General features: G+C 71.4%; 25 protein-coding genes. 9 read left to right on the top strand and 16 right to left on the bottom strand.

Translation table 11 applies throughout. From position 1 onward, the window contains the following. Positions 1-64: 64 nt before the first annotated feature. Entirely contained in the window at positions 65-295 is a 231-nt protein-coding gene (locus tag ACLQ28_RS30885; RefSeq protein WP_425689788.1) for a hypothetical protein, read from the bottom strand. Between the two features lie 189 nt (positions 296-484). On the opposite strand from ACLQ28_RS30885, the gene ACLQ28_RS30880 reads away from it, so the two are divergent. The 3 genes from ACLQ28_RS30880 (at position 485) to ACLQ28_RS30870 (ending at position 3,329) form a co-directional block, all read left to right on the top strand. Continuing rightward, entirely contained in the window at positions 485-1,432 is a 948-nt protein-coding gene (locus ACLQ28_RS30880; protein WP_425689787.1) for a serine/threonine-protein kinase, read from the top strand. A gap of 124 nt (positions 1,433-1,556) precedes the next feature. After that, a complete protein-coding gene (locus ACLQ28_RS30875; protein WP_425689786.1) occupies positions 1,557-1,982 on the top strand; it encodes an OsmC family protein in 426 nt (141 codons plus the stop codon). 495 nt (positions 1,983-2,477) lie between these two features. Further along, a complete protein-coding gene (locus tag ACLQ28_RS30870) occupies positions 2,478-3,329 on the top strand; it encodes a hypothetical protein (protein WP_425689785.1) in 852 nt (283 codons plus the stop codon). 32 nt (positions 3,330-3,361) lie between these two features. On the opposite strand, the gene ACLQ28_RS30865 is transcribed toward ACLQ28_RS30870, so the two are convergent. The 5 genes from ACLQ28_RS30865 to ACLQ28_RS30845 all read right to left on the bottom strand — a co-directional run bounded on the left by ACLQ28_RS30865 (position 3,362) and on the right by ACLQ28_RS30845 (position 7,832). Further along, positions 3,362-3,940 carry an ATPase gene (locus tag ACLQ28_RS30865; RefSeq protein ID WP_425689784.1) on the bottom strand — a complete coding sequence of 193 codons (579 nt, stop codon included), beginning with the start codon at positions 3,938-3,940 and terminating at the stop codon, positions 3,362-3,364. A 112-nt stretch (positions 3,941-4,052) separates the two neighbouring features. Next, positions 4,053-4,499: a response regulator gene (locus ACLQ28_RS30860; RefSeq protein WP_425689783.1), complete on the bottom strand. Its 447-nt coding sequence runs from the start codon at positions 4,497-4,499 to the stop codon at positions 4,053-4,055. A gap of 68 nt (positions 4,500-4,567) precedes the next feature. Then, positions 4,568-4,915, bottom strand: coding sequence for an STAS domain-containing protein (locus ACLQ28_RS30855; protein WP_425689782.1), 348 nt, complete (start codon positions 4,913-4,915; stop codon positions 4,568-4,570). 116 nt (positions 4,916-5,031) lie between these two features. After that, complete coding sequence (locus ACLQ28_RS30850) at positions 5,032-6,069, bottom strand: cobalamin B12-binding domain-containing protein (protein ID WP_425689781.1); 1,038 nt, start codon at positions 6,067-6,069, stop codon at positions 5,032-5,034. Then, complete coding sequence (locus ACLQ28_RS30845) at positions 6,066-7,832, bottom strand: PP2C family protein-serine/threonine phosphatase (RefSeq protein ID WP_425689780.1); 1,767 nt, start codon at positions 7,830-7,832, stop codon at positions 6,066-6,068. The genes ACLQ28_RS30850 and ACLQ28_RS30845 overlap by 4 nt, the downstream gene beginning before the upstream one ends. A gap of 198 nt (positions 7,833-8,030) precedes the next feature. On the opposite strand from ACLQ28_RS30845, the gene ACLQ28_RS30840 reads away from it, so the two are divergent. Then, entirely contained in the window at positions 8,031-8,363 is a 333-nt protein-coding gene (locus tag ACLQ28_RS30840) for an STAS domain-containing protein (protein WP_425689779.1), read from the top strand. 79 nt (positions 8,364-8,442) lie between these two features. On the opposite strand, the gene ACLQ28_RS30835 is transcribed toward ACLQ28_RS30840, so the two are convergent. Beyond that, positions 8,443-8,943 (bottom strand): TetR/AcrR family transcriptional regulator, encoded by a 501-nt coding sequence (locus ACLQ28_RS30835; RefSeq protein WP_363718712.1) that lies wholly within the window; start codon positions 8,941-8,943, stop codon positions 8,443-8,445. 84 nt (positions 8,944-9,027) lie between these two features. On the opposite strand from ACLQ28_RS30835, the gene ACLQ28_RS30830 reads away from it, so the two are divergent. Next, a complete protein-coding gene (locus ACLQ28_RS30830) occupies positions 9,028-9,936 on the top strand; it encodes an oxidoreductase (protein ID WP_425689778.1) in 909 nt (302 codons plus the stop codon). A gap of 91 nt (positions 9,937-10,027) precedes the next feature. Here ACLQ28_RS30830 and ACLQ28_RS30825 read toward each other — a convergent pair whose 3' ends face one another. After that, positions 10,028-10,342, bottom strand: coding sequence for a hypothetical protein (locus ACLQ28_RS30825; protein ID WP_425689777.1), 315 nt, complete (start codon positions 10,340-10,342; stop codon positions 10,028-10,030). 199 nt (positions 10,343-10,541) lie between these two features. Here ACLQ28_RS30825 and ACLQ28_RS30820 point away from each other — a divergent pair, with 199 nt between their 5' ends. The 3 genes from ACLQ28_RS30820 (at position 10,542) to ACLQ28_RS30810 (ending at position 13,558) form a co-directional block, all read left to right on the top strand. Continuing rightward, complete coding sequence (locus tag ACLQ28_RS30820) at positions 10,542-11,522, top strand: DUF2267 domain-containing protein (RefSeq protein ID WP_425689776.1); 981 nt, start codon at positions 10,542-10,544, stop codon at positions 11,520-11,522. Positions 11,523-11,637: 115 nt separating this feature from the next. After that, positions 11,638-12,432 (top strand): spermidine synthase, encoded by a 795-nt coding sequence (locus ACLQ28_RS30815; RefSeq protein ID WP_425689775.1) that lies wholly within the window; start codon positions 11,638-11,640, stop codon positions 12,430-12,432. Between the two features lie 58 nt (positions 12,433-12,490). Further along, entirely contained in the window at positions 12,491-13,558 is a 1,068-nt protein-coding gene (locus tag ACLQ28_RS30810) for an AI-2E family transporter (protein WP_425689774.1), read from the top strand. Between the two features lie 14 nt (positions 13,559-13,572). Here the strand turns inward: ACLQ28_RS30810 and ACLQ28_RS30805 are convergent, their stop codons facing one another. After that, positions 13,573-14,874, bottom strand: coding sequence for an NAD(P)/FAD-dependent oxidoreductase (locus ACLQ28_RS30805; RefSeq protein ID WP_425689773.1), 1,302 nt, complete (start codon positions 14,872-14,874; stop codon positions 13,573-13,575). Positions 14,875-14,995: 121 nt separating this feature from the next. Between ACLQ28_RS30805 and ACLQ28_RS30800 the strand changes: the two genes are divergently transcribed. Continuing rightward, the gene (locus ACLQ28_RS30800) at positions 14,996-16,444 is read left to right on the top strand and encodes a M20/M25/M40 family metallo-hydrolase (protein ID WP_425689772.1); all 1,449 of its coding nucleotides are present in this window, start codon (positions 14,996-14,998) and stop codon (positions 16,442-16,444) included. Between the two features lie 80 nt (positions 16,445-16,524). Here the strand turns inward: ACLQ28_RS30800 and ACLQ28_RS30795 are convergent, their stop codons facing one another. The 7 genes from ACLQ28_RS30795 to ACLQ28_RS30765 all read right to left on the bottom strand — a co-directional run bounded on the left by ACLQ28_RS30795 (position 16,525) and on the right by ACLQ28_RS30765 (position 25,414). Next, on the bottom strand, positions 16,525-16,872 hold the full coding sequence (locus tag ACLQ28_RS30795) for a CU044_2847 family protein (RefSeq protein WP_425689771.1): 348 nt from the start codon (positions 16,870-16,872) through the stop codon (positions 16,525-16,527). A gap of 14 nt (positions 16,873-16,886) precedes the next feature. Further along, a complete protein-coding gene (locus tag ACLQ28_RS30790; protein WP_425689770.1) occupies positions 16,887-18,236 on the bottom strand; it encodes an ABC transporter substrate-binding protein in 1,350 nt (449 codons plus the stop codon). A 35-nt stretch (positions 18,237-18,271) separates the two neighbouring features. Then, the gene (locus ACLQ28_RS30785) at positions 18,272-19,363 is read right to left on the bottom strand and encodes a hypothetical protein (RefSeq protein WP_425689769.1); all 1,092 of its coding nucleotides are present in this window, start codon (positions 19,361-19,363) and stop codon (positions 18,272-18,274) included. Further along, entirely contained in the window at positions 19,360-20,790 is a 1,431-nt protein-coding gene (locus ACLQ28_RS30780; protein ID WP_425689768.1) for a vWA domain-containing protein, read from the bottom strand. The genes ACLQ28_RS30785 and ACLQ28_RS30780 overlap by 4 nt, the downstream gene beginning before the upstream one ends. Positions 20,791-20,820: 30 nt before the next feature. Next, positions 20,821-23,097, bottom strand: a complete 2,277-nt coding sequence (locus ACLQ28_RS30775) for a tetratricopeptide repeat protein (protein ID WP_425689767.1) — start codon at positions 23,095-23,097, stop codon at positions 20,821-20,823. Next, positions 23,094-24,773, bottom strand: a complete 1,680-nt coding sequence (locus ACLQ28_RS30770; RefSeq protein ID WP_425689766.1) for a S1 family peptidase — start codon at positions 24,771-24,773, stop codon at positions 23,094-23,096. Before ACLQ28_RS30770 ends, ACLQ28_RS30775 begins: the two co-directional genes overlap by 4 nt. A 113-nt stretch (positions 24,774-24,886) precedes the next feature. Beyond that, the gene (locus tag ACLQ28_RS30765; protein WP_425689765.1) at positions 24,887-25,414 is read right to left on the bottom strand and encodes a GNAT family N-acetyltransferase; all 528 of its coding nucleotides are present in this window, start codon (positions 25,412-25,414) and stop codon (positions 24,887-24,889) included. Between the last annotated feature and the right edge of the window lie 75 nt (positions 25,415-25,489).

Here is a 25,489-nt window from a genome sequence, read left to right as displayed (position 1 = left end):
TGCGGGAGCTGTGTGCCAGCTGTGCGGCCGGCCCGACGTCCCACGGGTCAGCCCAGCCTCGTGGTCACTCGGACACGCCGTACGCGTCGGTGCGCACGAACCGCATGCTCCAGCCGCCCGCGTCGTCGGGCCGGTCGCGTTCGTAGAGGTGGTCGGGGCCGGGCTGCACCGGCCCGGTGCCGTCCGGGTGCCGCATGATCCAACGTTGTGGTGGGGTGCCGTCGGAGCTGGCCGGCAGCATCCGGACCAGGCCGTCCGCGGGCCCGCCAACGAAGCGTACGGTGACCTCGCCCATCGCGGCGCCCCCTGGAGTGACGGTGCCGGCACAATCGGTGACGCCGGCTCTGGCTCGCAAGCTACCGCACCCGTCGGCGTGGCGCAGCGAGGTGCGCCGGGCCGGTGCGCTGCCGGTTTGCCCAGCTCGGCGCTCGGGTACCGCGACCGGAGCACCCGCGGTCAGCGGGGCGAGGGCGAGGAGTGGTCGATGCGCACACTGGACGGGCGGTATCAGCTCGAGCAGCGCATCGGCGTTGGCGGGATGTCCGAGGTGTGGCGGGCACACGACCAGGTGCTGGACCGGCCGGTCGCGGTAAAACTCATCCTCCCCGGTCCCGACGATCAGGACGGCCCGGAGGACCGGATCCGCGCGGAAGCCCGCTCGGCAGCCCGCCTGGTGCACCCGAACGTCGCGAGCGTGCACGACTTCGGCACCTCCTCGACCTGGCTGGGCCGCCCCGTGCCGTACATCGTGATGGAACTGGCCGAAGGTGAGACGCTCGCCGCCCACCTGCGTGCCGGGCCGCTGGACTGGCGGATCTCGGTGCGGGTCTGCGCGGAGGTCGCCGCCGCGCTGGCCGCCGCACACGCCGAGGGCATCGTGCACCGTGACGTCAAGCCCGCAAACGTCATGCTCACCCCGTCGGGCGTGAAGGTGCTCGACTTCGGCATCGCCATCCCCGCCGGGGCATCGGACCCGACGCCGACCGGGATGGTGCTGGGCACCCCGGCATACCTGGCGCCCGAGCAGCTGCAACGGGCACCGGCCACCCCCGCCGCCGACATGTACGCCCTCGGGGTGCTGCTCTACTACTGCCTCACCGCCCGTCTGCCGTACCGCGCGGCCACCACCAACGAACTGCTCGGCGTACGCCGCCGTCAGCCACCGGAACCGCTGCCCGAGATCGACGGGCTGCCGTCGGAGGTGGCCGAGCTGTGCCACTCCTGCCTCGCCGACGATCCTGAGCAGCGCCCGACCAGCATGGTCGCGGCGCTGGTGCTGGCCGAGGCCGTGGACGCCCGGGTATATGTGCCGATGATGATCCCGACGAGCCGCCGGCCGGCCACGGTGTCGCCGTGGACCGAGCAGGCCGCCGCGGAGGCGACCGAGGCGGTCGCGGTGCTCGACGAGCCGAACCGCGCCGCCGGGCGCTGACAGTCCGGTCCACGGCGTTCCACCGGGCGGCGGCGTTTCGCGGGGTGGCGGCGTTTCGCCGGTCCACGGCGTTTCGCCAGCCGGCGGCCGGGTAGCCGACCCGGTGAGCGACGGGAGAAACGCGATGCCGGATCCGAGTTCCTGGCTGCGTGAGGCCACAGCGACCGCCGAAGGCGGTCACGTACGCACCGACGATGGCGGGCTCTCCACCGCGCTGGCTTCACCGCTGGCGCCGCACTGCACCGGGTTGACCCCGGAACAGTTGCTGGCCGCGGCCTTCGCCTCCTGCCTGCATCACGCGGCGGTGGAGGTGGCCGGGGAGATCACCGACGAAGCGCACACGGTCCAGGTACGGGCCGAGGCGAAGCTGGGGCGCGACAACGACGGCCGGTACCGGGCCGACGTGCACGCGGAGATCTCCTCAGCCGGGCTGAGCCGAGATCAGCTAGCCAACCTGGTCGAGTTCGCCGATCGGCTGTGGCCGTTCTCCAGCGGCGACACCAGCCGACACCGCCTGACCGTCACGACGGCGGAGAACGGCCGACACTGAGCCCCAGCCCGCCCGGCGCGAGCCGCCCAGCCCACCCGGCGCGAGCCGCCCAGCCCACCCGGCGCGAGCCGCCCAGCCCACCCGGCGCAGCCACCATCCGCCCGCCCGCCCGGCGCTAGATCAACTCAACATCGCCGATGTGGCGGTATCCATGTCCGGGGATAGCGCGATGTCGCCGATATGGAGTTGATCTGCCTCGACATCAGTCACCGGCGGGGTGAGTGGAGCGGGTGGGTGACGTGCAGTCGGCCGTTTGATGGAAGTAACCCCTGACCGAATGGCCGACCCCCGCACATCGACCGAAGGTCGGTTCGGAGCGCGGCCCGGCGACCGCATTCGCCCGGCGAATCGGGAATAACGGTCGGGACGGTTCCGCGAAGTTGGTCAGGCTCACGCCACTTTTGCCCCTCAATGTCACCACGATCGGGGCAAATTGTGGCGCATGCCACCGCGCGAGCCGATGGCATCGACCGGTCAGCTCTCTAACCTCGGCGAGTGCACCCCGACGATCCCGCCGACCAGAAGCTGACCAACGCGCGCCCGACCACCCATTCGGGCGGCGCCACATCAACCGAACGGACGATCGGGCGTCACCGCGCCCCCGAACCGCCCCGGCGCCCCCTGCTGGGCTCGACCCCGATCCGGGTAGCCCTGGCCACCGGTGTCACCTGTTGCCTCAGCCTCGTCGCGGTCGCCACCACCCGCGGCAACGACGACACGCCCCGCACCGTGGAGCAGCCGCTCGCCGAGGCGGTGGCCGACCGTGCCGCCATCGCCGATGAGCGCGCCTCCCGGTCACTGGACCGCGACGCCGCCCCCGCACGGATCCTGCCCAGCCCCACGGCCACGCCCACGCCCGCCCACACCGCCGCGCCCAAGGCACCCAAGAAGCCGGTCAAGCCACGCCGGCCCCGACCGGTCGCCGGCCTCGACCAGGCCCAGATGGACAACGCGAAGATCATCGTGGATGTCGGCCTGGAGATGAAGATGCCACGCCGCGCCCTGGTGGTGGCACTGTCCACCGCCATGCAGGAGAGCAACCTCTACAACCTGGCCAGCGCGGTCCTCCCGGAGTCGTTCGAGTACACGAACCAGGGCAGCGGCTCCGACCACGACTCGGTCGGGTTGTTCCAGCAGCGACCCAGCAGCGGCTGGGGGACGGTGGCCCAGCTGATGCGCCCGTCGTACGCCGCACGGGCCTTCTACAGCGCGCTCAACGAGATCCCGGGCTGGCAGGACATGAGCGTCACCGCGGCCGCCCAGGCCGTGCAGATCTCCGCCTACCCCGACGCGTACGCCCAGCACGAGAATCGGGCGACCACCGTCGTAGCGGCGCTCACCACCTGAGCGGGACGCTCACGCCAGCCGCCCGCGGCACGTCAGCGACGTCCAGGCGGCGGCTCCGCGCCCGCGTCCAGTCCGCCGACTCCCACCCTGCTGCCCGGTACGCCGGCAGCCGCAGTCGGGGTGTCGGCGGGCACCTGATCCACAGTCACCTGGCTGAGGATCTCGTCCACCCGCGCCTCACGCCGCCGCCGCACGTAGAGCGCCGCCTCGAAGTCGCGCCGAGCCTGCACGGCTTCCGCGTACGCCTGCTCCCGCACCTGCCGTGCCTCCTCGCGGGCCTCGTTCAGTTCGAGACGGGCCTGAGCCAGGATCTCGGCAGCCTCACGCCGAACGGCCGCGTCGCCAGAGTGCCGCGCGACGGCCGCGTCGCCAGGGTGCCGGGTGCCGGCCGTGTCGCCAGGGTGCCGGGTGCCGGCCGTGTCGCCGAGGTCCAGCCGTTGCAGGAGCCCACTGAGCCAAGCCGCCTCCTCGCGGATCTCGTCCCACTCGCGGGTAGCTCCCGCGGCGCCCTCCGCCCGCGCAGCGAGTCGGGACAACCGGATCCCCAACTCGTCCAGGCAGGAATCCACCTGCCGCTGGTCGTAACCGGTCTCAACGACGGAGAACCTCATACTGTCGCCCCCCAGGCAGCTGCTGTTACTTCCCCACCTGGATCCTCGGCCGCGTCCGCCGCCACCGAGGGGGTTCGGGAAAAATGTTCAGCATGCGCGCGCGGGGCTCGCGTCAGACGCGCTTGGGCAGCACGACCACCCGGCCGAAGAACTCGTCGATGCGGCGGACCACGTCGTTGAAGTCGTCCAGGTCGATCGGCTTGGTGACGTACGCATTGGCTTGCAGCGTGTAACTGCCGACGATGTCGGTGTCGGCGTTGGACGTGGTCAGCACGACGATCGGGATGGTCCGCAGATCCTCGTCCTGCTTCACCGCGCCGAGCACCTGCCGACCGTCCATTCGCGGCATGTTCAGGTCGAGCAGGATGACGTCCGGCCGGCGGGCCTGAACGTGGCGGCCCTCGGCGCGGAGGAACTCCATCGCCTCCTCGCCGTCACTGACCACGTCAATGACCTTGTCGACGTCGGAGTCCGCCAACGCCTCCTCGATCATGAGCACGTCGCCCGGGTCGTCGTCGACCACCAGGATGCGTACCGGCTGGGGGCGGTCTTCGCCCATCACTACCTGCCTCGGGTCGGCGGGGACGGGACCGGACGGTCACCGCGTTGGCGGGGAAATCTAGCCCATCACGAGGCGCTGCGGGACGCGGGGTCGACCGACTCGGGTTCGTAGCGCAACATCTCGGCAAGGCCCGTCACCCGCAACACCCGCTCGACGCGGCCATTGGCACCGGCGAGCCGGAGCCAGCCTCCGTCGGCCGCCGCCTGATTATCCCCCCGGACGAACACGGCCATCCCGGTGGAGTCGCAGAACGTCAGGTCGGTGAGGTCGAGCAGCACCCGGGTCTCGCCGGCGGCGATGAGGCGGTCGATCGCGGCGCTCAGCTCGGGGGCGGTGCTCAGGTCCAGCTCGCCCGCGAGACGCAGGCAGGCGCCACCACCGTCGCGCTCGACGTAGTTGACGCTGAACGTCACCGTTCTCCCCCTCGCTCCACCCACGGGTGGGACGTTTGCAGTGCGGCAAGTATACGCAGGGGCGCTCCGGGAACCGAAGGGCGCGGTGATCGACAACGGGGCCGGCGGGTGGGCGCTCAGGGGCCGGCGGGGGGCAGCGCGGCGCACCCCAGGGCCAGCACACGCCCCGCCCGGGGGAAGTCACGCAGCGCGACAGAAAAATGCTCCAGGGACTGAGCGACGGCCCCGGCGGGCACCCCCCGACTCAGCAGAATCCCCGACAGCCACTCGACGAACTCGGTGAACAGCGAGGCGTCGTCGACGTAGACCGCCGCGGCCAGGAAGTCCACCATGTGACCCAGATCGCTCACGGTCGAGTCGAGCTGCGTCGCGGTGTAGGCCCGCGCCGCCGGCACCCGCTCGAGCACGTCCGCCAGGGCGGTGTCGATCAGCTCGCCGCGACGCCGCACCAGGCTCGCGTACTCGTCGTCGGCCAGGTGGGCGAGCCGCGCCGGCGGCACCCCGCGCAGCGCCCGCTCGTCGGCGATCAGCTCAGCCGCCGAGGGCGCGTCGGGCGCCCACGCCACACCGAGCCGAGCCGCCCACCGACCATCCACCCCGAACCCGCGCCCACCGACCACCACCGGCACGTCCGAGCGGCGGCACGCCTCGATCATCCGGTGGGCGTACGGCAGCCGCATCGGCAGCGCGCACGCCAACGCGACCGCGTGCGCGTCGTAGCGGTGCAGGTACGACACGAGGTGTGCCGCGGGCACGCTGGCGCCCAGGAAGGTCACCTGCCAGCCGCGCAACCGCAGCACCTCGGCCACCAGCCGGGGCGGCAGCGCGTGCCACTCGCCGTCCATGCAGGCGACCACGACCCGCCCGCCGGTGGGGCGCGGGTTGGCATGCGCGGCCACCGCCGCTACCACCTGCTCACTGATGTGGGTGGCCGCGTGCTCCTGGGCGACGCTCCACTCGTTGCGCGCCCACCGCTCGCCCACCTCGGCCTGGGCGGGCGCGACCAGGTCGAGCAGCACCCGCTCCGCCGGCACGCCCGCGTCGAGCAGGCCGGTCGCCAGGTCGATCGCGGCGTACTCGTCGGCGTCGGCGAGGCAGTCCAGATAGCCGACGTAGGCGTCGGTCGGGTCGGCGGCGGCCGTAGCGGTGCTCACGCGTCGGTCTCCTCCTGCTGGTCGGGGCCGGTCGGCGTGGGCACCGAGTGCAGGTGCCGCGACTCGCGCCCGCTCGGGCCGGTCGCCCGCAGCGCCAGCACCGCGATGTCGTCGTGGTCGCCGTGCTCCAACCAGTCGCAGGTGATCTGCTCGACCCGCTCGGCCAGGGCCGGCGCCGGCATCCGTTGGCAGCCGCTCAACGCGGTGACCAGCCGTTCTGTGCCGAACTGCTCGTCGCCGCGACGGCCACCTCGGGCCTCGGTCACCCCGTCGCTGTAGAGCAGGCAGGTCTCGCCGGGTGCCAGCCGCACGGTCACCTCGCCGACGCGGGGGTCGGGCACCACCCCGATCAGCATGCCCCGCAGCGGCACCGACTCCACCTCGCCGGAGGCGCGCAGCACCAGCGGCGGCAGGTGCCCGCCGCCGGCCAGGGTGAGGGTGAGGCCCCCGTCGCGCTGTGCGCGGGCCACGCCGAGCACGATCGTGGCGAAGCGGCCCTGGCCGTGCGCCTGGGTCGTCTCCAGCAACGCGTCGTTGAGCAGCCGCAGCAACCGTCCGGGGTGCGACTCCAACCGGTGCAACGCCTGCAGGCACTGACGTAACTGGCCGGTCAGGACGGCGGCCTCGACGCCCTTGCCCGACACGTCGCCGAGGAAGAACACCGAACCCCCGTCGGCGAGCCGGTGCGAGCCGTAGAAGTCGCCTCCGATGCGCAGTCCCGCCTGCGCCGGCCGGTACGCGGTCCCCCACTGCACGCCTGCGGCTTCGGCCGGCTCGACCGGCAACAGGCTGGCCTGGAGGGTGTCGGCGACCTCCGCCTGGTCGCGGTAGAGCAGGGCGGTGGTCAACGCCGCTCCGGCGCGGGCCGCGAACGCGCGGATCAGCTCCACGTCGGCCTCGTCGTACCAGCCGGTGGCGCGGCGGGCGACCAGCAGCACACCGACCGGAGCGTCACGGCCGGGCAGCGGGACGACCCGGGCGGCGCTGCCACTGTCGGCGAGGCCGGGCAGCAGACCGGCGTCGATCGCCTGCTCGACCAACCAGTCCACCGCGTGCGGTTCGATCCCGGTCAGCCCGTCGGCGACGACGGCGGGCAGCTCGGCGGCGGCCAGCGCGCCGCTGTCCACCATCGGCGTTTCGTCGTCGGCGCGCGAGGCCCGCCACCAACGGGCCCGACCGGCGCGCGGGGCGAGGACCAGCACGGCCACCTCGGCCAGGGTCGGTACGGCGAGTCGGACGACTGCGGCGGCGGCCCGGTCGGGGTGCAGAGGGTTGCCCAGCTTGTCACCGACCACGGCCAGAAAGGCCGAGCGTGCCCGTTCGGCGAGCAGCGCGTCGGCGCGGCCGACGTTGTCGGTGACGTCCTCGACGTACCAGCAGCAGCGGGCACCGGAGAGGGGCACCTGGCGGGCGGTGAGCCGCCGGCCGCGATAGCTGAAGCCGCCGGCGTTGCCGTCGCTCAGGCCGGGCACACCGGCCGCGCTGAGCAGCTCGCCGGGCGTCACGCCGGGCAGTAACCGCTCGGCCACCGGGCTGACGTGCCGGACGACGCCGGTGGCGTCACAGACCACCAGGCCCTCACGGAAGTGCTCGACGACCTCGAACAGGTCGGGTGCGGCAGAACCCCGGTCGGAGGTCAGCGGCGGCAGGGCGGCGGTGGGGTGGGGCGGGAGGTCGGCGGACCACGCCGGAGGCCGTGTCGTGCTCGGCGTCGAGTGCCGTCCATCGCCCGGGTCCCAGTCCCTGACGTCGGAAGCAGTCACCAGCTGAGCCTCACTCCTTGTCGTTCACCCGAACCCGTGCCGGAACCGGCGTCTACGGTCAAAACTCTCCAGCCCACCCTACGCGCGTACCAGGACAGCGGCATCTCCACGCCGCTGGCGGTGGCGCCGGGAGACCACCCTCCGTACGCGCCGTCGCCCCCAAGTTGCGGCTACACGTCCGACTGGCAACATGGGGGGATGTCCGACCAGTTGTTGACCATCGAGGCAACCCGGCTCGATGCCGGGCAGGTCCGACTACGGCTGGCTGGCGAGCTCGACTACGACACCGCGCCCGACCTGGTCGCCGCGGCGGCCGACCTGCGCGGCGACGAGCAGGTGCTGATCGACCTGACCGGCGTGACCCTCTGCGACTCCTCCGGGCTCAGCGCCCTGCTGGTGGTGCACCGCGCCGCCGGGGCGATCCGGCTGACCGGGGTCGGCCGACACCTGCAGCGGATGCTGGATCGCACGGGTCTGACCGAATTGCTGGCCGTGGAGTATGCCGCCGACGACCTGCGCGCCATCGGCTGAGCAGGGACGCGGGTCCGGGATCGTGCACTCGATCTTGGCACTCCGGGTGAGCCGAAGCGGCACCGAGGGACTCCGCGCATCAGGCGCGTAGGCCGGCGACGACGACCTGAACGAGGGCGGTGGCGCCGCGGTGCCGCGCGGTCGCGACGCAGCCGATCACGAGGGCTTGAATGTCGTCGGGCGTGACGTCCGGGCGGATGGTTCCGCGTTGCTGCGCCTCTTGCAGGAGTTCCGCGAAGGCGGCGTGGAGGGCAGCGTCAGCGTCAGCGGGTATCTGGTATCCGCCGCCGGCCAGAACGTCCGCGATGGCGCGATTGGTGAGGCCGGCCTCCACCATGACGGTGAAGAACTCGGCGAAATCAATTCCGGAACGAGCCTTGTCGGTCAGGGCGTGGAGGCGGTCGAGCACCACGGCCTCGATGAGCGACTCCTTGGTCGGAAAGTGCCGATACACGGTGCCGGCGCCGACGCCTGCGCGGCGGGCGATCTCGTCGATGGGCACGCCCAGGCCCTCGGTGGCCAGGATCTCGTAGGCGGCATCCAGGACGCTCTGGCGATTGCGGCGAGCGTCGGCACGCATGGGGATCCTCCGGCCTGTCGACAAGCGGGGCGACCGTTCCGTATAGTCAAAAACGGGGCGACCGTTCCGATTATAGGAGACGCCATGTGGAGTGCGCGCGACATACCCCGGCTCGACGGCACCACCGCGCTGGTGACCGGAGCTACCGCCGGCATCGGCCGGGAAATGGCAATGGCATTGAGCGCACGAGGAGCCCACGTGGTGATCGGCGCTCGCCACGCGGCACGCGGTGCGGACGCCGTGCGTGCGTTACCCGGCAGCGGCAGCGTCCTCGCACTCGACCTCGCCAACCTTCAAACCGTGCGGCAAGCGGCCAGCGACCTCCACCAGCGCTTCGAGCGACTCGACATCCTGATCAACAACGCCGGTCTGTGGTGGCAGCCGGCACAGCGCACCGAGGACGGCTTCGAGTCTCAGATGGGCGTCAACCACCTCGGCCACTTCGCGCTGACCGGTCTCCTCCTCGACCTGCTCGAGCGATCACCGGCCGGGCGGATCGTCACGGTCAGCAGCAAGGCGGCCGCCGCAGGGTCCGTCACGGACCTCGACCTCAGGAACCTCGACGGGTACCGGCCAACCACGGCCTACAACGCCTCGAAACTCGCGAATTTGCTGTTCGCGTTCGAGCTGCAGCATCGACTCGCCGCGTCCGACTCATCGACGATCAGCCTCGCGGCCCATCCGGGCGGAGCGCGCACCAGCCTGTTTCGTGACGCATCGCCAGGCTTCCGCGTGGCCAACGCGACGATCGGGTGGCTGTTTACCCAGCCTGCTCAGGCCGGTGCACTGTCCGTACTACGGGCGGCCACCGACCCGCAAGCCGCCGGCGGCGAGTACTACGGACCGGGCGGTCCCGGCCAGTTCAAGGGCGCCCCGAAGCCGCACCCGGCCCCGGAACGTGCCTGCGACCCGGCCACACGACGGCGCCTGTGGGCGATGTCCGAAGCGGCGACCGGCGTCGCCTACCCCTTGCGTACCGAAGCTGCGCGCTGATCTATTCGTGGTGTGGCGACGACCGCCGGGATCCGCAAAGACGGGGATGGCCCCCGACCCTGGGACCTGGGGTCGGGGGCCGGAGGAATGCCTAGGGTGCCGTCATCGGCTGAAGCCGAGGCCCGTCTTCGCGCAGCTCGCCGGTCGGGGTCGAGTCGACGTCCTCGGGCTCCCCCGAATCGGGCGTCTGGTACAGGTAGCGGACGAACTGCCCACCCGCCTCGTTGTCGTCCGCGCCGGGCCATTGACCGATGCAGTCCATGCCGATGACTTCACGGCCAGTCCCGTCGGCCTCCTCCAGCAGCGCCCACAGACTCACCGGGTAACACCTGGTGACCTCCGGTGCGAGCTGCCAGCGGGCGTACCAACCGGCTCGGGCGGGAACGATCTCGACGATCTGCTTCATGACGACCTTCCTTCCGCGTACCTCGGAAGAACCTCGGTCCTGACCCGATCGTGCGCCCTGAGCGGGTGAGCGCTCCTCACCCCTGCCGGATGAAGCGCCACCGACACCGGGCCGACCCAGCCGACGGCGTCCGTTTCGGCTCCCGCGACGGCGGGAAGGCGACGGACGCAGCCACGATCCCCAGCGGAAGGGGCGTCACATGCGCAAGCAGATGGAGGGCGACAACCAGCGGCGTCGGGCTCTGGCCCGGCAGGCCCGCGACCAGGGTCGCCAACCCAGCGAGATCGGCGCCAGCCTGAGCGCCTCCAAGCAGCTCACGAGCCTTGAGGGGGGCAAGCGAGCCGGCCCACCGGCGGCCGGACCGCACAAGTCGGACAGTACGCGTGGCGGGCCGGCACCGCCGCCGGTCGGCAGCGCCGACAATCCACGGCCTCAGCCGCCGTCCCCGCCGAGTGGCGCGGCTGGTGTGAACAGCATGGGCTACCACGACCTGGTCGACGAAGTCCGTCGTCGGGCCGGGGTCGACTTCAAGACGGCCAAGGTGGGCACCGAGGCGACCGTGCTGGTCCTCGCCTTCGCACTGGACGCGGCCGAGCGGCAACGACTGCTCACGGCGGTGCCGGCCTCACTGCATGACGTGCTGCCCGTCGACGGCGTCGAGCGACACCGTGACCTGGCCGGTTTCCTGGCCGAGGTGGGCCGGATCAGCGGCAACACCCCGGAGCAGGCCCGATACCAGGCCGAGGCGACTTTCGCCGCGCTCGCCGAGCAGGACGGCGACCTGGTCGAGTCGCTGCACGTACCCGACGGGCTGCGTGACCTGCTGAACCCGCCGGAGGCCGGCGGTGGCCTCGTGGGTGCCTCCACCACCACACCCACTCTGGAACCGAACGAACTCAGCGCGGCCCTGGACGACCTGCCGTACTGGTCCGGCGACAGCCAGGGCCTCTACCGGGTGGTCGCGCTGCCGTCGGACAACCTGGACCGGGTGCTCGACCGGCTGGACCGGATGCGACAGGACACCGGCCGCGGCCCGAGCATCGGACGTCCAGGTGACACCGCCGCCGTGTTGACCGTCCGGACCACCCAGGCCGACGGGGTGACCGCGCTCGACGTGGACCTCGCCCGCCAGATCGACGACGCGATCGATGAGATGGGTGCCGGGATGGCCGGCGGCTGACCAACCACAGCGACACGAGCGGGCCGGCGGGCGCGGGGCAACCCCGCCCCGCCGGTCCGCCGGCCGTGCCGGGCCCCGGGGGGCGTGGATCGCGGGTTCGGCTAGCGTGCCGGTCATGAACCGTGCCGCCGACCGGCTGGAGCTGGTCGCCGACCCGGCCCGCCGGACCGGGCGGACACTGCTGTCCGCCGGTGTCGAGCAGTCGTACGTGGATGTCGAGGATCCTCGGCACCTGCACTTCGAGTACGTCCGGCGGATCGCCTCGGCGGTGGAGTTGGCGGCCCCGGCGGGCGCCCCGCTGAACGTCCTGCACCTGGGTGGCGGCGCGTTGACGCTGCCGCGCTGGCTGGCCGCGACCCGGCCCGGCTCCCCGCAGCAGGTCGTCGAGCGGGACCCGGCGGTGGTCGAGCTGGTCGCCCGGGAGTTGCCACCGCTGCCGCCGGAGGTGCAGGTGGAGGTCGCCGACGCCCGGGACGCGCTCGCCGCCACGCCGGCCGGTCGATACGACCTGGTGATCGCCGACATCTACCGGGCGGCTCGGATGCCCCAGCACGTACGCACCGTCGAGTTCGTCGCCGAGGTCGCCCGCACCCTTCGCCCCGACGGGTTGTACCTGGTCAACGTCACGGACCTGCCGCCACTGGTGGGCACCCGGGTGCAGGTGGCCACGTTGCGGGCGGTCTTCGCCGACGTGTGCGTGCTCGGCGACCGGCGGATGCTGCGTGGTCGGCGTTACGGCAACCTGGTGCTGGCCGCGACGTCCCGACCCGGCGGGCTGCCGGTCGGTCGGCTGGCGGTGGCCGCCCTGCGCGACCCGGTGCCCGGCGGTCTGCTGCACGCCGCAGCGCTCGACACGTTCGTCGCCGGCGCGCACCCCGTCACCGACGCCGACGATACCGGGCGTCGCTGATTGGCGTTCCGTCCGCAATGCCGGGTTTTCGACGGCGAGGGCGGGGAAGGCGCGGCAGATGAGCAACGCCGACGATCGGGTGACCGCCCGCCGGACCCTGATCGTGATCGGTCTGGTGCTGGCGACCGCGTTCGCGCTCGCCTTCGTGTACGCGACCCGCCGGGTGCTGGTCTGGGCCGTGGTCGCCGCGTTCTTCGCCGTCGCACTCAAGCCCCTCGTCGACCGGCTGCAACGCCGTTTCGTGCGGCGGCGGGCGTTGGCCACGCTCCTGGTGTTCCTCGCCGCGTTCGTGCTGCTGGCGGCCCTGGCCGCGCTCATCCTGGTGCCGCTGTTCGGGGAGCTGGGCCGGTTCGCCGACCGGGCACCTGGGCTGTTGCACGACGCCCGCGCCGGCCGGGGCCCGCTGGGGCAGTTGCTGGAACGCACCGGCGCGCGACGCTACGTCAGCGAGCACTCAGACCAGCTACGCGATCTCGGCACGCGACTACGCCAACCCGCGGTCGGCGTGCTGCGCGGCGTCGTCGAGACGGTCGCCGGGCTGGTGACTGTCATCGTGCTCGCGTACCTCATGGTCTTGGAAGCACCGCGGATCACCCGCCGCGTGCTCGCCGCGGCCGGGGACGGCCAGGGCGAACGGCTGCGGCGGGTAGGCCGGGAGGTGTCGCGCACCATCACCGGCTACCTCACCGGCAACCTGCTGATCAGCGTGATCTGCGGTGCGTTGACGTTCGCGGTGCTGGCTCTCACCGGGGTGCCGTTCGCCGCGGTGATCGCCCTGCTGGTGGCGGTGGCCGACCTGATACCGCTGGTCGGTGCGACGCTCGGCGCGGTGATCGCGGCCGGGGCCGGTTTCCTGCACTCCCCCACCGCCGGGGTGGTGGTGCTGGTCTTCTTCGTGGTCTACCAGCAGGCGGAAAACCACCTGCTCCAGCCGTTCATCCTGTCCCGCGCGGTCCGGCTCAACCCGCTGACCGTGCTGGTCAGCGTGCTGCTCGCGGCGGAGTTGGCCGGCCTGCTCGGCGCGCTGCTGGCCATTCCCGCCGCCGGCATCGTCCAGGCCCTGCTGCGCGAGTACGGCCCGCGCCGGCTTCGGCCCACCCCGCCGACACCGGCCGGAGGGGCGTAGGGGGTGCTGCGTGCTCAGCTGGATCGGGTCGTGACCTCGGGTGAGGTGCTCTCCAGCGGGACCGCGTTCGCCGGGACCAGCCCCAACTGGGCCGCCGACCGGGTCAGCGCGGCGTCGAGCACCCAGTCGGCCCCGACACGGGTGCGGTTTCCGGGCATCGCCAGCAGGTGGTACGCCCGGGTCACCGCCTTGGCCGGCAACCCGCCCAGGTTGATCTGCAACGGGTTCGCCGCCGCGTCCTTACCGCCCAGGTCGACAACCCAACCGAGGTCGTGGTGCTTGTACGGCTTGCGTTTGCCGAAGCCGTACGACGCGGCGATGTTGTGCGCCACCTGTTTGCCCTGCCGCTGCGCGTGCTGGGCAGTCATCCCGCAAATCTTTCCCGGGTTCACCAGGTCGGGCACCGCGGCGGCGTCTCCGCAGGCGTACACCTCCGGGTAGCCGGGGACGTTGAGGAACTCGTCGACCACCAGCCGGCCCCGGTCGGTCCGCAGACCCAACTCGTTGACGAACGGGTCGGGGCGCACACCCACACACCACACCAGGGTGCAGGTCGGCACGAACTCACCGTCGGTGAGCTTCACCCCGTCGCAGGTCGCCTCAGCCACCGACGTGCCCATCCGGACGTCCACCCCACGCCGGTTGAGCACCTTCTGCGACGTGTTCGACATCCGCTCGTCCATCTCGGGCAGCACCCGCTTCGCGACGTCGAGCAGCATCCAGCGGGGGCGGACGGTGAGTCGGGGGCGCTGGGCGTGCAGCGCGTCGGTGAACAACTGCCCGTGCGCGGCGACCTCGGTGCCGGTGTAGCCCGCCCCGACCACCACGAACGTGGCGCGGGCCTGCTGCTCGGCCGGGTCCTCGGCCTGCTCGGCCAGCTCGATCTGACGGACGATGTGGTCATGCAGGTAGACGGCCTCGGGCAGGCCGCGGAAGCCGTGCGCGTACTCGGTCACTCCCGGGATCGGCAACAGCTTGTTGACGCTGCCCACGGCGAGAACCAGCCGGTCGTACGCCAGCCGGTTCTTGTCCCCCTCCGCCTGGGTGAAGCCGACCCAGCGGTTCTGCAGGTCGACGTGGTCCGCCTCGCCGATCACCACCCGTACGCCCTTGAGCGTCCCGGTCAGCGGCACGGCGAGCCGTTTCGGCTCGACCACGCCGGCCGCCACCTCCGGCAGCAACGGAAGGTAGAGGAAATAGTCGGTGGAGTTCAGCACCACGATCTCGGCCCGGTCCCGGGCGATCCGGCTCAACGTCTTCGCCGCGTGGTAACCAGCGAACCCGGCCCCCACGATTACCACACGAGGTTTCGTCATTGCGGCCCGTTTCCCGCCCAAGCCCAGCACAAACGTGCAACAGCCGGTCGGGGTGCAACCCGCAGGACATTCGCGGACAACGATATAGACAAGCGCCATCGCCGATGGGCAGGATGCCGGGATGGGATCAGACGACACCGGCTCGCGGCCCACGAGGCCCACCCGCCGCACCTTCCTGTCCGCGTCGGCGGTCGCCACCGCCGCGACCGCCGCCACAGTTGCGGTGCCCGCGCTCGCCGCGCCGGCCGCCGCCGACGCGCTCCCCGCCGGCCCCGGGGGTCCGGCCCGCGCGCAGCGGCCCGACCGTGAGCTGCGCGAGCTGCTCCGCCAGGTCGACCCACGCCGGATCGAGGCAATCGTGCGGCGGCTGGCCGCATTCGGCACCCGGCACACCCTCTCCAGCCAGGACGACCCCCAGCGGGGCATCGGCGCCGCCCGGGACTGGATCTACGCCCGCCTCCAGGAGTACGCGGCGACCTCCGCCGGCCGGATGACAGTCGAACTCCAGTCGTACGTCCAGCAGCCCGCGTCGCGGATCCCCACCGCCACGCGGATAACCAACGTGGTGGCGACCCTGCGCGGCCAGACCTCGCCGAACCGCACCTACGTGGTGACCGGGCACTACGACTCCCGGGTCACCGACGTGATGGACGCCGTGAGCGACTCGCCGGGCGCCGACGACGATGCCTCCGGGGTGGCCGTGGTGCTGGAGTTGGCCCGGCTGATGGCCACCCGGCCCACCGCGGCAACCGTTGTGTTCGCCGCGGTCGCCGCCGAAGAGCAGGGCCTGTACGGCTCGACGTACCTCGCCCAGCAACTCAAGGGGGCCGGCGTGGACGTGCAGGGCATGTTCAGCGACGACATCGTGGGCAGCAGCACCGCCGACGACGGCACCCGCGACCCGCACGCCGTGCGACTCTTCGCGGAGGGGGTGCCCACGGCGGAGACCCCGGCGGAGGCCACCACCCGGCAGTCCGTCGGCGGCGAGAACGACTCGCCGTCGCGGCAACTCGCCCGGTTCGTCCGAGACGTGGCGGAAAACGACGCCACCGGGATGGCGGTGCGGGTGATCTACCGGCGGGATCGCTACCTGCGCGGTAGCGACCACATCTCGTTCCTTCGTGAGGGCTGGCCCGCGGCACGGTTCACCGAGCCGAACGAGGACTTCGCCCACCAGCACCAGGACGTCCGGATGCAGGACGGCCACCAGTTCGGTGACCTGCCGGAGTTCTGCGACTTCGCGTACATCGCTCGGGTGGCCCGGGTCAACGGCGCGGCGCTCTGGTCGCTGGCCCAGGCACCGGGCACCCCCAAGGGCGCCATCATCGTGACCACCGACCTGACCAACAACACCACCCTGCGCTGGCAGCGCGGCGACGAGCCGGGCCTGGCCGGCTACGAGGTGGTGTGGCGGGAGACCACGGCCGCCGAGTGGCAGCGGGTGATCCCGGTCGGTGACGTCACCGAGGTCAGCATCGACCTGTCCAAGGACAACGTCTTCTTCGGCATCCGCGCGGTAGGCCACAACAACCTACGCAGCCCAGTAGCCTTCCCCCGCCCAGGCGCCTAACCCCACCCCACCCCACCCCTTCGCGGTGATCAAGAGGTTTGCGTCACGCCACGCCGTGCTCCGTGACGCAAACCTCTTGATCACGACGGAGCAGAGGGGTCGGGGTGGGGGTGGGGTGGGCGCTGCCAGCGCACCGTTACCGTCAGCTGGCCTTGGACACCGGTGCGGGCGATCACCGCGCCGGTCTCCGCGGTCAACTGCACCCCGAAGGTGATCTCGACCTCGTCGGGGCGGTGGGCCATCGACTGGAACTGGCCGAGCGCGGCGGAGGCAGCGTCGCGCACCTCGGAGAGCGCCCGGTCGAACGTCGCCCGCGCCTCACGGACCACCTTGCCGGCGTTGCCGGCCGGCGCCACGCCGGCCCTACCGTCGACCTCGACCACGACCGACCCGCCACCGTCGAGGTCGAATCTGCGCAACTCCGTCATCGTTCACTGCCCTCTCACGCGGTCGGCACGCACTGGAGATCCATCCACTCGGCCTTCGACAACTTCCCTCTGACCACTTCGAGTTCGGCCAGCAGACTGTCCAGGCGCTCCGGTGCTTCCAGGTAGACCAGGACCGCCCGCTCGAACGCCGTTGCCATCGCCGCCGGCAGCAGATCCGACCCGTCCCAGCACAGGGTTCCGGTGCGTAGCCGCGCCGCGACCGCCCTCGTGACCCCGTCCTGGTAATCGGGCGCTGTCGTCCGGCGGCTGAAGGCCACGTCCTGGGTTTGGGCACGCCGGGCCGCCTGTGCCCGCTCGGAGGCGAGGTAACTCATCAGCTTGCGGGCCGGCTCGGTGTCGCGGAACATGGCCGCGACGTCGTCGGACACCTCCTGTAGCGACGCATTGCCCGTCTTTCCGGCCGGCGGCGGTGTCGGGAAGAAGGTGAACGACGGGGCAGGCGACGCGGTACTCGTCGGGCTGGGCAGTGTGGCCAGGTGCCGCCGGTAGTCCCGGATCACGAAGGAACCCTGGTGGTCCAGGTGACACCCCCTCGGGGCGTACGGATCTGCCGCCTCCTCGCGCGGAAACAGGCCCGTCCCCGCCACCTGGAAGGTGGTGTAGAGGCTGGCTCGGGCCGTCTCCCCCGACGAGGCCCGCAGCAGGGCACCCCAAGTCTGCCAGGCGTCCCTGACCGGTTGCGAGGTCCAGGGCAGGACGCCGCTGGTCCATTGCTCGTAGGCGACCTGGCCGGACTGGTGCAACAGGATGTCCTCGATCCAGTCGGTGCCCGGCCAGCCGGAGACCGGCGGGGAACTCATGCCGAGGCACCAGGGCACCTGCCGGCCATCGGCGATGCGCTGGGTCTGGCTGACCAGCTCGTCCCAGGTCCGTGGCGGATTCCGGCCGAACTTGGCCAGCTCTGCCGGGTCGTACCAGACCACGCTCTTGAGGTGGGTGGCCATCGAGACCGCGTAGGCGAGTTCGGCGCCGACCGGGTTGCCGTCCGGCCCGACCTTGCGGGCAAGCCTGATCAGCTGCGGGGCGGCACCCGGGTCGGTCGTGAGGGCGCCTTTCAGCGGCGCCAGCTGGCCGGCGTTGACGTACCGTTGCAGGTCGTTGAGGCGGGGCAGGACCGCGACGTCGGGCGGGCGACCTCGCTCGATCCCCACCTGGAGCACCTGGCTGACGTCCCGGTGCCCCTGGTAACGGGTCCGAATGCCGGACGCGGCCTCGAAATCGTTCAGAACCCTCGTGAACTCGGCCTCTTCCTCGTTGGTCCAGGAGCCGAGGATCGTCAGCTCCTCGGCCGGCTCGGCGGAGCATCCGCTCAGCGCGACCCCAGCCAGCAGCGCCGTGACCATCGCCAGCGCCGTTCCGGACCTCCGTCCACACTGCCTCATGTCGACCGCTCTCCATATTCCGCCAGGCGGGGTCGGAAGCCCGCGAGGACCAACACCGCGATGCCGAGCGCGAGCAGGGGCAGGGCGAGTTCGACGGAGCGGCTGTCGGCGGCGTCGACGGCATCGGCGGTGATGGCGGCGTCGGCGGAGATGACCGTCCCCCTCTGCCTCGCAGACGGGGACGGGGCGCCAATATCCGCGATGGTGTCGGCGCAGGCCGTTCTGCACTGCTCCCGCACCGCGCCCACGAGGCCGTCGGCGGCGCGAAAGCGCACGTCCTCAAGCTGCCACTGCCGGCTGCCGTGCACGACTTCGACTCCCTCGCGGGCCCGGTCCAACTGGCTCGCCGCACCGAGGCTCAACGAGGTGAGAGCCACCATCCCCACTGTCGCGGCCGTGGCCAGTAGCAGGGGAACGTTCACCGTCCGGCGGAAGCGGCGGGACAGATACGTCTGCGTCCGGACCAACAGCACGCCGAGCCCGACCAGCGGCAGCAACCAGAAGGCCGCGGTCAGCTTGTTGGTCCAGAAGTTGTTCACCTGGTTGTCCAGGGCGCGCAGTTGCTTGCCCCGCAGACGCTCGAGCCGGTCCAGAATGTCGTCCAACAGGCTCGCCGCGTCCCGCAGCGCGGCCACCCCGAGCGCCCGCAGCCCGGCATCCCGGTAGCGCGCATCGGCCTGACCGATGAGCCCGGTGTAGGTGACCAGCAGCGCCTCGATCGTCTGGATGGCCTGGGTGCCCTCGTCGCCGGCCGCGTTGTTCTCCGCCAACAGGGTGAGGTACTGACCGGCGCCGGCGATCTGGCGCTGGTAATCCACCCCGGGGCCGCCGAGGACCTCGCCACCCTCGGCGAGATTGCGCACCGCGGCGAGGTGCGCGTTGCGCAGCGCGTCCTGCGCGTCGTAACTGGCGAGGATCGCCGGCACGGACCGGTCCGCGGCGACGTCGGCATTTCCGGCGACACCGAGGAAGATCGCCAGACTGGTGGCCAGGGTGACCGCGGTGACTCCGAGCAGCCACCCGCGCAGACGCACGAGGGTCTGCCGGGTGGTGCTGACCAGCGGCGGCGTATGCGCGGCCGCCGTCATACCAACACTTCCGCTGCGGTGTCGCCCTTGAACCGTCGACCACAGTTCTCGCAACGGCCAGCGCCGGGCGGTGACGTCTCGCCACACGCGCCGCAGATCTGGTCCGCGACTGCCGTGCCCCGCGGCATCGGTGGGTGCAACGGGTTCTGCTTCGACTCGATCATGCTGACCTTGATGTCGGTCTGACTGAGATCTTCCTTCAGCCGGACGAGGCCATCGGGTTCGATGTCCACCAGGTGCCGCAGCTGGTCCAGCGCGGCCTCATCCCGCGCCGCCGATGCCAGGGCCACCGCTTGAGCCCACTGGGCGTGTGCCTCGATCCGGTCACCCCGGTCGTACGCGTCGCAGCCCGCGTTGATGGCCTGCCGCACGTCCTCCTGCCCGGTCACCTGGGACACGCTGAGATCCACCCGAGCCGACTTGGCCATGTTGACGGTCCAGTTCACGAGGACGGTTGCGGTGGCGGCACGCAGTTCCCCATTGACCACGAGGTCGACCCGAGCGGCCAACCGGTCCTGCTCCAGGATGTCGTCGGGCGCGTCGACACTCAGGCAGAGATGGAACTCCCTGCGCTCCGCACCCCACGAACCGGTGGCGACCTCCCACGTCCGCTCGTCGACTCTGTCCGCGTACTCGGTGAGGTCCTGAATGGTGGGGCTGGACTGTTTGAAGAAGGTCACCTTCGCGTACGGCACGGTCCGCAGCCGAATCCGCACGTCCGGCAGGACCTTGGTCAACGCGGCCCGAATGGACTCCCGGAAACTGGCCACCAGATCGGCTGGCCGCCGTACCGCCTCAGCTGTGCCGTTCAGCGCGGCGGCGATCCGGAGCAGGTCCGGCGGGTGCCAACCCTCCCCGATGCCTCGGGGGTCGCAGACGAACCGACCGGCGCAGGTCCGCAGGATGCGCTCCAACTCCTCCTCGGTCTCGTGCTGGTTGATGCCGTCGGTGAGCAGCAGCACGTGATTGATCGTCGACGACGACGGCGGCGGAAGCAGGTCCCGTGCCGCCGCGAGCCAACTGCCCATCGCCGTCCCGCCACTGGCGCTGAGTCGGACGACCGCGGCCTTGGCCTCTGTCCGGGTGGCCGCCGAGGCGGTCACGAGCGTCTTCGCCGGCGGGTAGACCACCCTGGCCTGTCCGGTCCCCTCGATCACCGCGAACCGGACGCCGTCCGGTAACACGTTGATGGCAGCGGCGGCGGCGTGCTGTGCTGCCGCCATCTTCGTCGGTGGGTCCGCCATCGACCCGGAACAGTCGATGACCAGCACCTCGACAAGCCGGGCCGGATCCGACCGGGCCGGCGTGTCGTCCTCCCCCGTCGCGCCCTGCCCGGTCACCGAGAGGACGGCGTGCATCTCCTGGCCGCCCACGCGCAGATACTTGTTCTGGTTGACTTCCAGGCCGAACTGCATGGCGGTGTCCACCGATTCACGCTCCGTTCCGGGTCGGTTCGGTCACCATCGGGTGCGGGGTCGGACGGCGTTCGCCCGGTCGATGAGCACGTCGTGGGCGGCGCGACGGGCGGCGTCGCCGGTGCGACCAACCAGCCGAGAGCGGCCCGAGCGCACCGCCACCGGTTCGGGGAGATCGGTGTGTTGCGCCTGCTGGCCCAAGGCCCGGTAGGACCGCTCCAGCAACTCGCGGATGACGCGCTCGGTCGGGGGCTCACCCAGGACCGGGCCGCCGGTCAGGTCGCCGGCGTCTCCGGAACGGGCCAGGTCGAGCGCCATCTCCCGGATCGCCGTGGTCAGCCGGTCGCGTGACTCGCCGTCGAGGTCCAGTGCCGCCAGCCGGTGCACGGCCTGGTTGAGGTCGCGGGCGGTGGGTGGGCCGCCGGGCAACCGGGACGACAGCACCCGCACCGCGGCGACCCGGGCCGCGTCGTGGTGCCGGGAGAGGGCCGGAACCTCGTCGAGTACGGCGACAGCCGCGGCCCGGTCGGTCGCCGCCAGGCGGAGCCGGGCCAGCCCGAACGCGGCGCTGGCCTGGAACGGGTCTCGCAGCCAGACCGCCCCGTAGTAGCGGGCCGCCTGCGCATCGTCGCCGCCTCGCTCGGCGCAGTAGCCGAGCGCGAGCTTCGGGGCGACCTCGCCCGGGATGTCGCCGTAGACCACGTCGAACTGTCGCCCCGCCTCGTCGATCCGGTCGCCGGCAAGCGCGAGCAGCCCGCGATGCCAGGCGATCCGCCAGTCGACGTCGGGCTGTGTGCCGGGCAACGTTTCGGCGGTGGTCAACGCCGCGGCTGCCGCGTCGAGATCGGCCAACGCGAGGTGTGCCCGGAACCGACTCAACTCGATTTCCACCGACGTCTGTTCGACCATGGCGAGCTCGCCCAGCAGCGCTTGGGCGTCCGACGCGTCGACCGTGCGGAGCACGTTGACAGCCGGGTCGTCCGGGTCGGGTCGGGGCACCGGCAGGCCGAGGGCCACGTCGACGGAGGCGGGCCGGCCGTCGTCCAGGACGGTGCTGTCGACCGCACCGATCCAGGTACGCAGTGGCAGGACCAGCCCGAGGCCCGCGTCCAGTAGCCGGGCGGAGGGTTGGAAGAGCGAGATCGGCTCGGGCTGACGCCGGTCCGGCTGGCCCGCCATGATCTCTCGTAAGACCCCGAGGAGCTGCTCGGACATCTCGGTGGCGGAGGCGAACCGTCGGTCCCACTCCTCACGGACCGCCCGGGCGACGAGCCGGCGGAACGACTCCGTGCCGAGGGCGTCCGGGGCTGCGCCGGGAGTGTCCGGCCCGGGCGTGCGGTGCCGGTACAGCTCGGCTAGCGTACGACCGAGGGCGAACAGGTCGGAGCGCTCGGTCGCCCCTCGGGTCTGGTATTCGGTCTTGCTGACCGAGAAGCCAGCGGAATGGACGATCCCCTCGGGCCCGCTGTCGGCCTTGCGGACCCCGCCCAGGTCGATCACCTTGATCCGGTCGGCGGTGCGCATCACGTTGTCGGGCTTCATGTCGGTGTAGAGCAGTCCGCGTCGGTGCAGGTAGTCGAGCGCGGCGAGGATCTCGTGACCGTAGGCGAGAATGTGGTCGATCGGCAGCGAGACATCCGGCTGTCGGGGGTCCTTGGCGGCGGCCTGCAATCTGTGCAACGACATGCCGTCGAGGTAGTCCATGACGATGTAGCCGGTCGGGCCTGCCACCGGGTCGTCGTGGGTGGCGAAGTCGGTGCTCCGGACGATGTTCGGGTGGTCCAGTGTGTTGAGGAACTGCCGCTCCTCGACCGCCGCCTTGAGGGAGGCCTCGTCCTCGGCGTGCAGCACACCCTTCAGCGCGACGTCGACGAGATCCTTGTGGGTGTCGTGGGCGAGGTAGACCCAGCCCTGCCCGCCACGGGCCACACAGCGGACCACCTTGTACCGCCCGGCAACAAGATCGTCGGTTTGCAGGCCGGGGAGGAAGTTGAACGGCGTCGGGGTCGGGCAGTAGGGGCAGAACCCCCTGTCCCGACCGGGTCGACCGCCCCGGCTCCGACCGACCGGGTGGTTCCTGGCGCAGACCCGCAACTCGTCAGGCACCCGCAGCGGTTGGGTGGCCGCGTCGTCGGGCGAGAAGGTCAGCACCGGCAGGGAGACGAGACTCGCCACCGTCCACATGTCCCGAGTGGTCGACCTGGACGTGGCCGCCGCCGGCTTGGCGCTGTCGGCGGGGAGTGGTGCGAGGCCGCAGACGTCACAGAATCCGGTTTCGTCGACGGTGCCGGTGCAGCCGGGCCAATTGCAGGGTGTCAAGAACTGCCCCCTCCGTTCTGGCCGCCAACTCGCTGAGTGACTGCCTCGGCGTACCGGCGTACCGCCCCCTCGGTGGCCGCGAGATCGCACGGCGCGGCCATGAGCAGGTCGTGCGCGTGTCGGTAGGACCTGCCGAGCACGTCATCCTCGGGAAACCCGTGTTGCACGGCCATCGCGAGATAGGCGCCCAGCCGGCCGCGAAGCTCGGACCAGAGATCCTCCCGTGCCGCGATCTCCCGCCGGGCCGATTCAGCCCTGCGCAGTGCCCGGTCGGTGGCCCGCTCGGTCGAGGCGAGTAGGGCGGCCAGGGTCTCGCCGTCGGTGGTGGCGGCCGCGGCCCGCAGCTTGGTCAGCTGAATTCGCAGCTCGGTCGCCATGGGCTGCGGCCGGGGCACGTCGGCGACCACGGCGGCCGCCCTCTGGTACGCCCGGCGGGTGGACTCCTCGGCGGCCTGGAGGCTGGCGACGCGACGCGCCAGCAGAGTCGTGCGCAGCGGGATCGATTCGCCACGGAAGGTCAGCAGCATTCGCAGATCCCGCGTGGGAGCCTGGTCGACCAGGGGAAGCACCACCTCGGAGAGCAGTGTCTCGGGTTCGGCGGCCTCGTCGATGTTGTTGATGATGATCGAGCGCGGCGTCGTCTCGATGGCCCGATCGTTGCCCAGTGCCGTGGTCGCGGCAGCGGCCCCGCCGGCCCAGTCGGCGATCCGCTGGGACACCTCCCTCGTGCTTCTGGCCGCCGCGTCCACCGCAAGGTCGATGCTGCCGATCGGCGGGGCGGCGGCGCTGTGGTGCGGGTCGCTCGGTGGTCGAAGCTCCCGACTGGACAGCACGGCGGCCTGACGCACCGCCGCCGCGATGCCGGATTCACGGTGGTTGATGACGATGACCAGCACGTTGCCGGGCAGCTGGCGACCGAAGAAGTCCACGAGTTGGCTGGCGACCCTCGGGTCCACCGGAGTGTCCTCGGGCGACCGGAAGCTCGGGTCGACCGAGGACTCCCCGGGCACCTGGTCGCGCATCCAGGAAAGGCGGCTCAGGATCGTCTCGACCGGGATCATCCACGACAGGCCGCTGCCCGGGTCGGCGCCGCCGATCACGTCCCGGTTGCGGTCGCCATCCTGGTACGTGCTGACCACCATCCCGACGACGTGCCCGGTGTCCGCGTCGACCACCGCCGCGCCGCTAAAGCCGGGGCTGACCTGGGGACCGGTGGTCGCAGAGACCATTTGGATCCGTTCCCGTCCCGCCCCGGACCGACCGGTGAGCCGGGCCTCGACGAATACGCCGTGTTCCAGCGTGTCCGGGAAGCCGTACATGATGACGCGGCGGTCCCAGGTCCGCAGCATGCGGCGCAGCGGCGCGAACGGGCCCTGCAGCCCGGGTCCCTCCAACTCGAGCAGCGCGATGTCGTCCTGCCCGTCGTGCGTGGGTGGCCACCAGCAGCCGGGCACGACCCGGGCCGGCACCGTCCGGCTGACCGGCTGGCCGACGAGGTCGACATAGACCGTCCATGGCGGCTCGGTGCGGGGTGACTCCGTTTCGCCGCCTGCGCTGACAACGTGGGCGCAGGTCAGGACGCGGCGATCATCCAACGCCATCCCGGCGCCCAGGACCTCGCCATGTTCGCTACGGACACGGACCGGCCATCGCTCGTCGCCATGGCTGAACGTCACTTAGCTGAGGGTAATGGAACCGGATAATATCCGTTGACCGCCGTCATTACGTTTATACCGCTTTGCGACTATTTCTGGCGAATAGTCGACAAGCTTGACGAGCGTTGTCCCGGTCAGGTCGCCGTTGGCGCGGTGATCGCCCAACGCTCGTGGTCACGCCAGGCGCCATCGATGAACAGGTAGTCCGGTGAGAAGCCCTCCAATCGGAACCCGAGCTTGCGGGCCACCCGCCGGGACGGCTCGTTGCCCGGCTGGATGTTCGCCTCCAGCCGATGCAACCCGACCGTGTGGAACGCGTGGTCGATCACCAGGGCGATACCCGCCGAGGCGTGCCCGGTCCCGCTGTACGGCTGGAACGCCGCATACCCCAGATACCCGCCACGCAGCGCACCCAGCACGATCCCGGTGATGTTCACGTAACCGGCGATCTCGCCGCTGGCCCGGTCACAGATCAGGTAACCGGCACTGTCGCGGCGGCGCATCCGGCTCAGGTAGCTGTCGTACTCCTCCGGGCTGGCCGGCGCGGCCAACCAGGGGTGGTGCAGGTCCCGACTGCGCCGCGCGGCAGCGACGAACTCGTCGGTGTCGGTGGGCCGGGGCCGTCGGATCCCGGCGGGACCGCCAGTACGCAGGTATCTCACGGCCGAACACTCTGAACGACCGGTGCCGCCGTTGTCCAATTGGTCAGGGCGGGGCGGCCTCGCCGCACGCCCGGC

The organism is Micromonospora sp. DT201 (assembly GCF_049841575.1).
Lineage (GTDB): Bacteria > Actinomycetota > Actinomycetes > Mycobacteriales > Micromonosporaceae > Micromonospora.
This window is presented reverse-complemented; position numbering and strand designations above follow the sequence as displayed.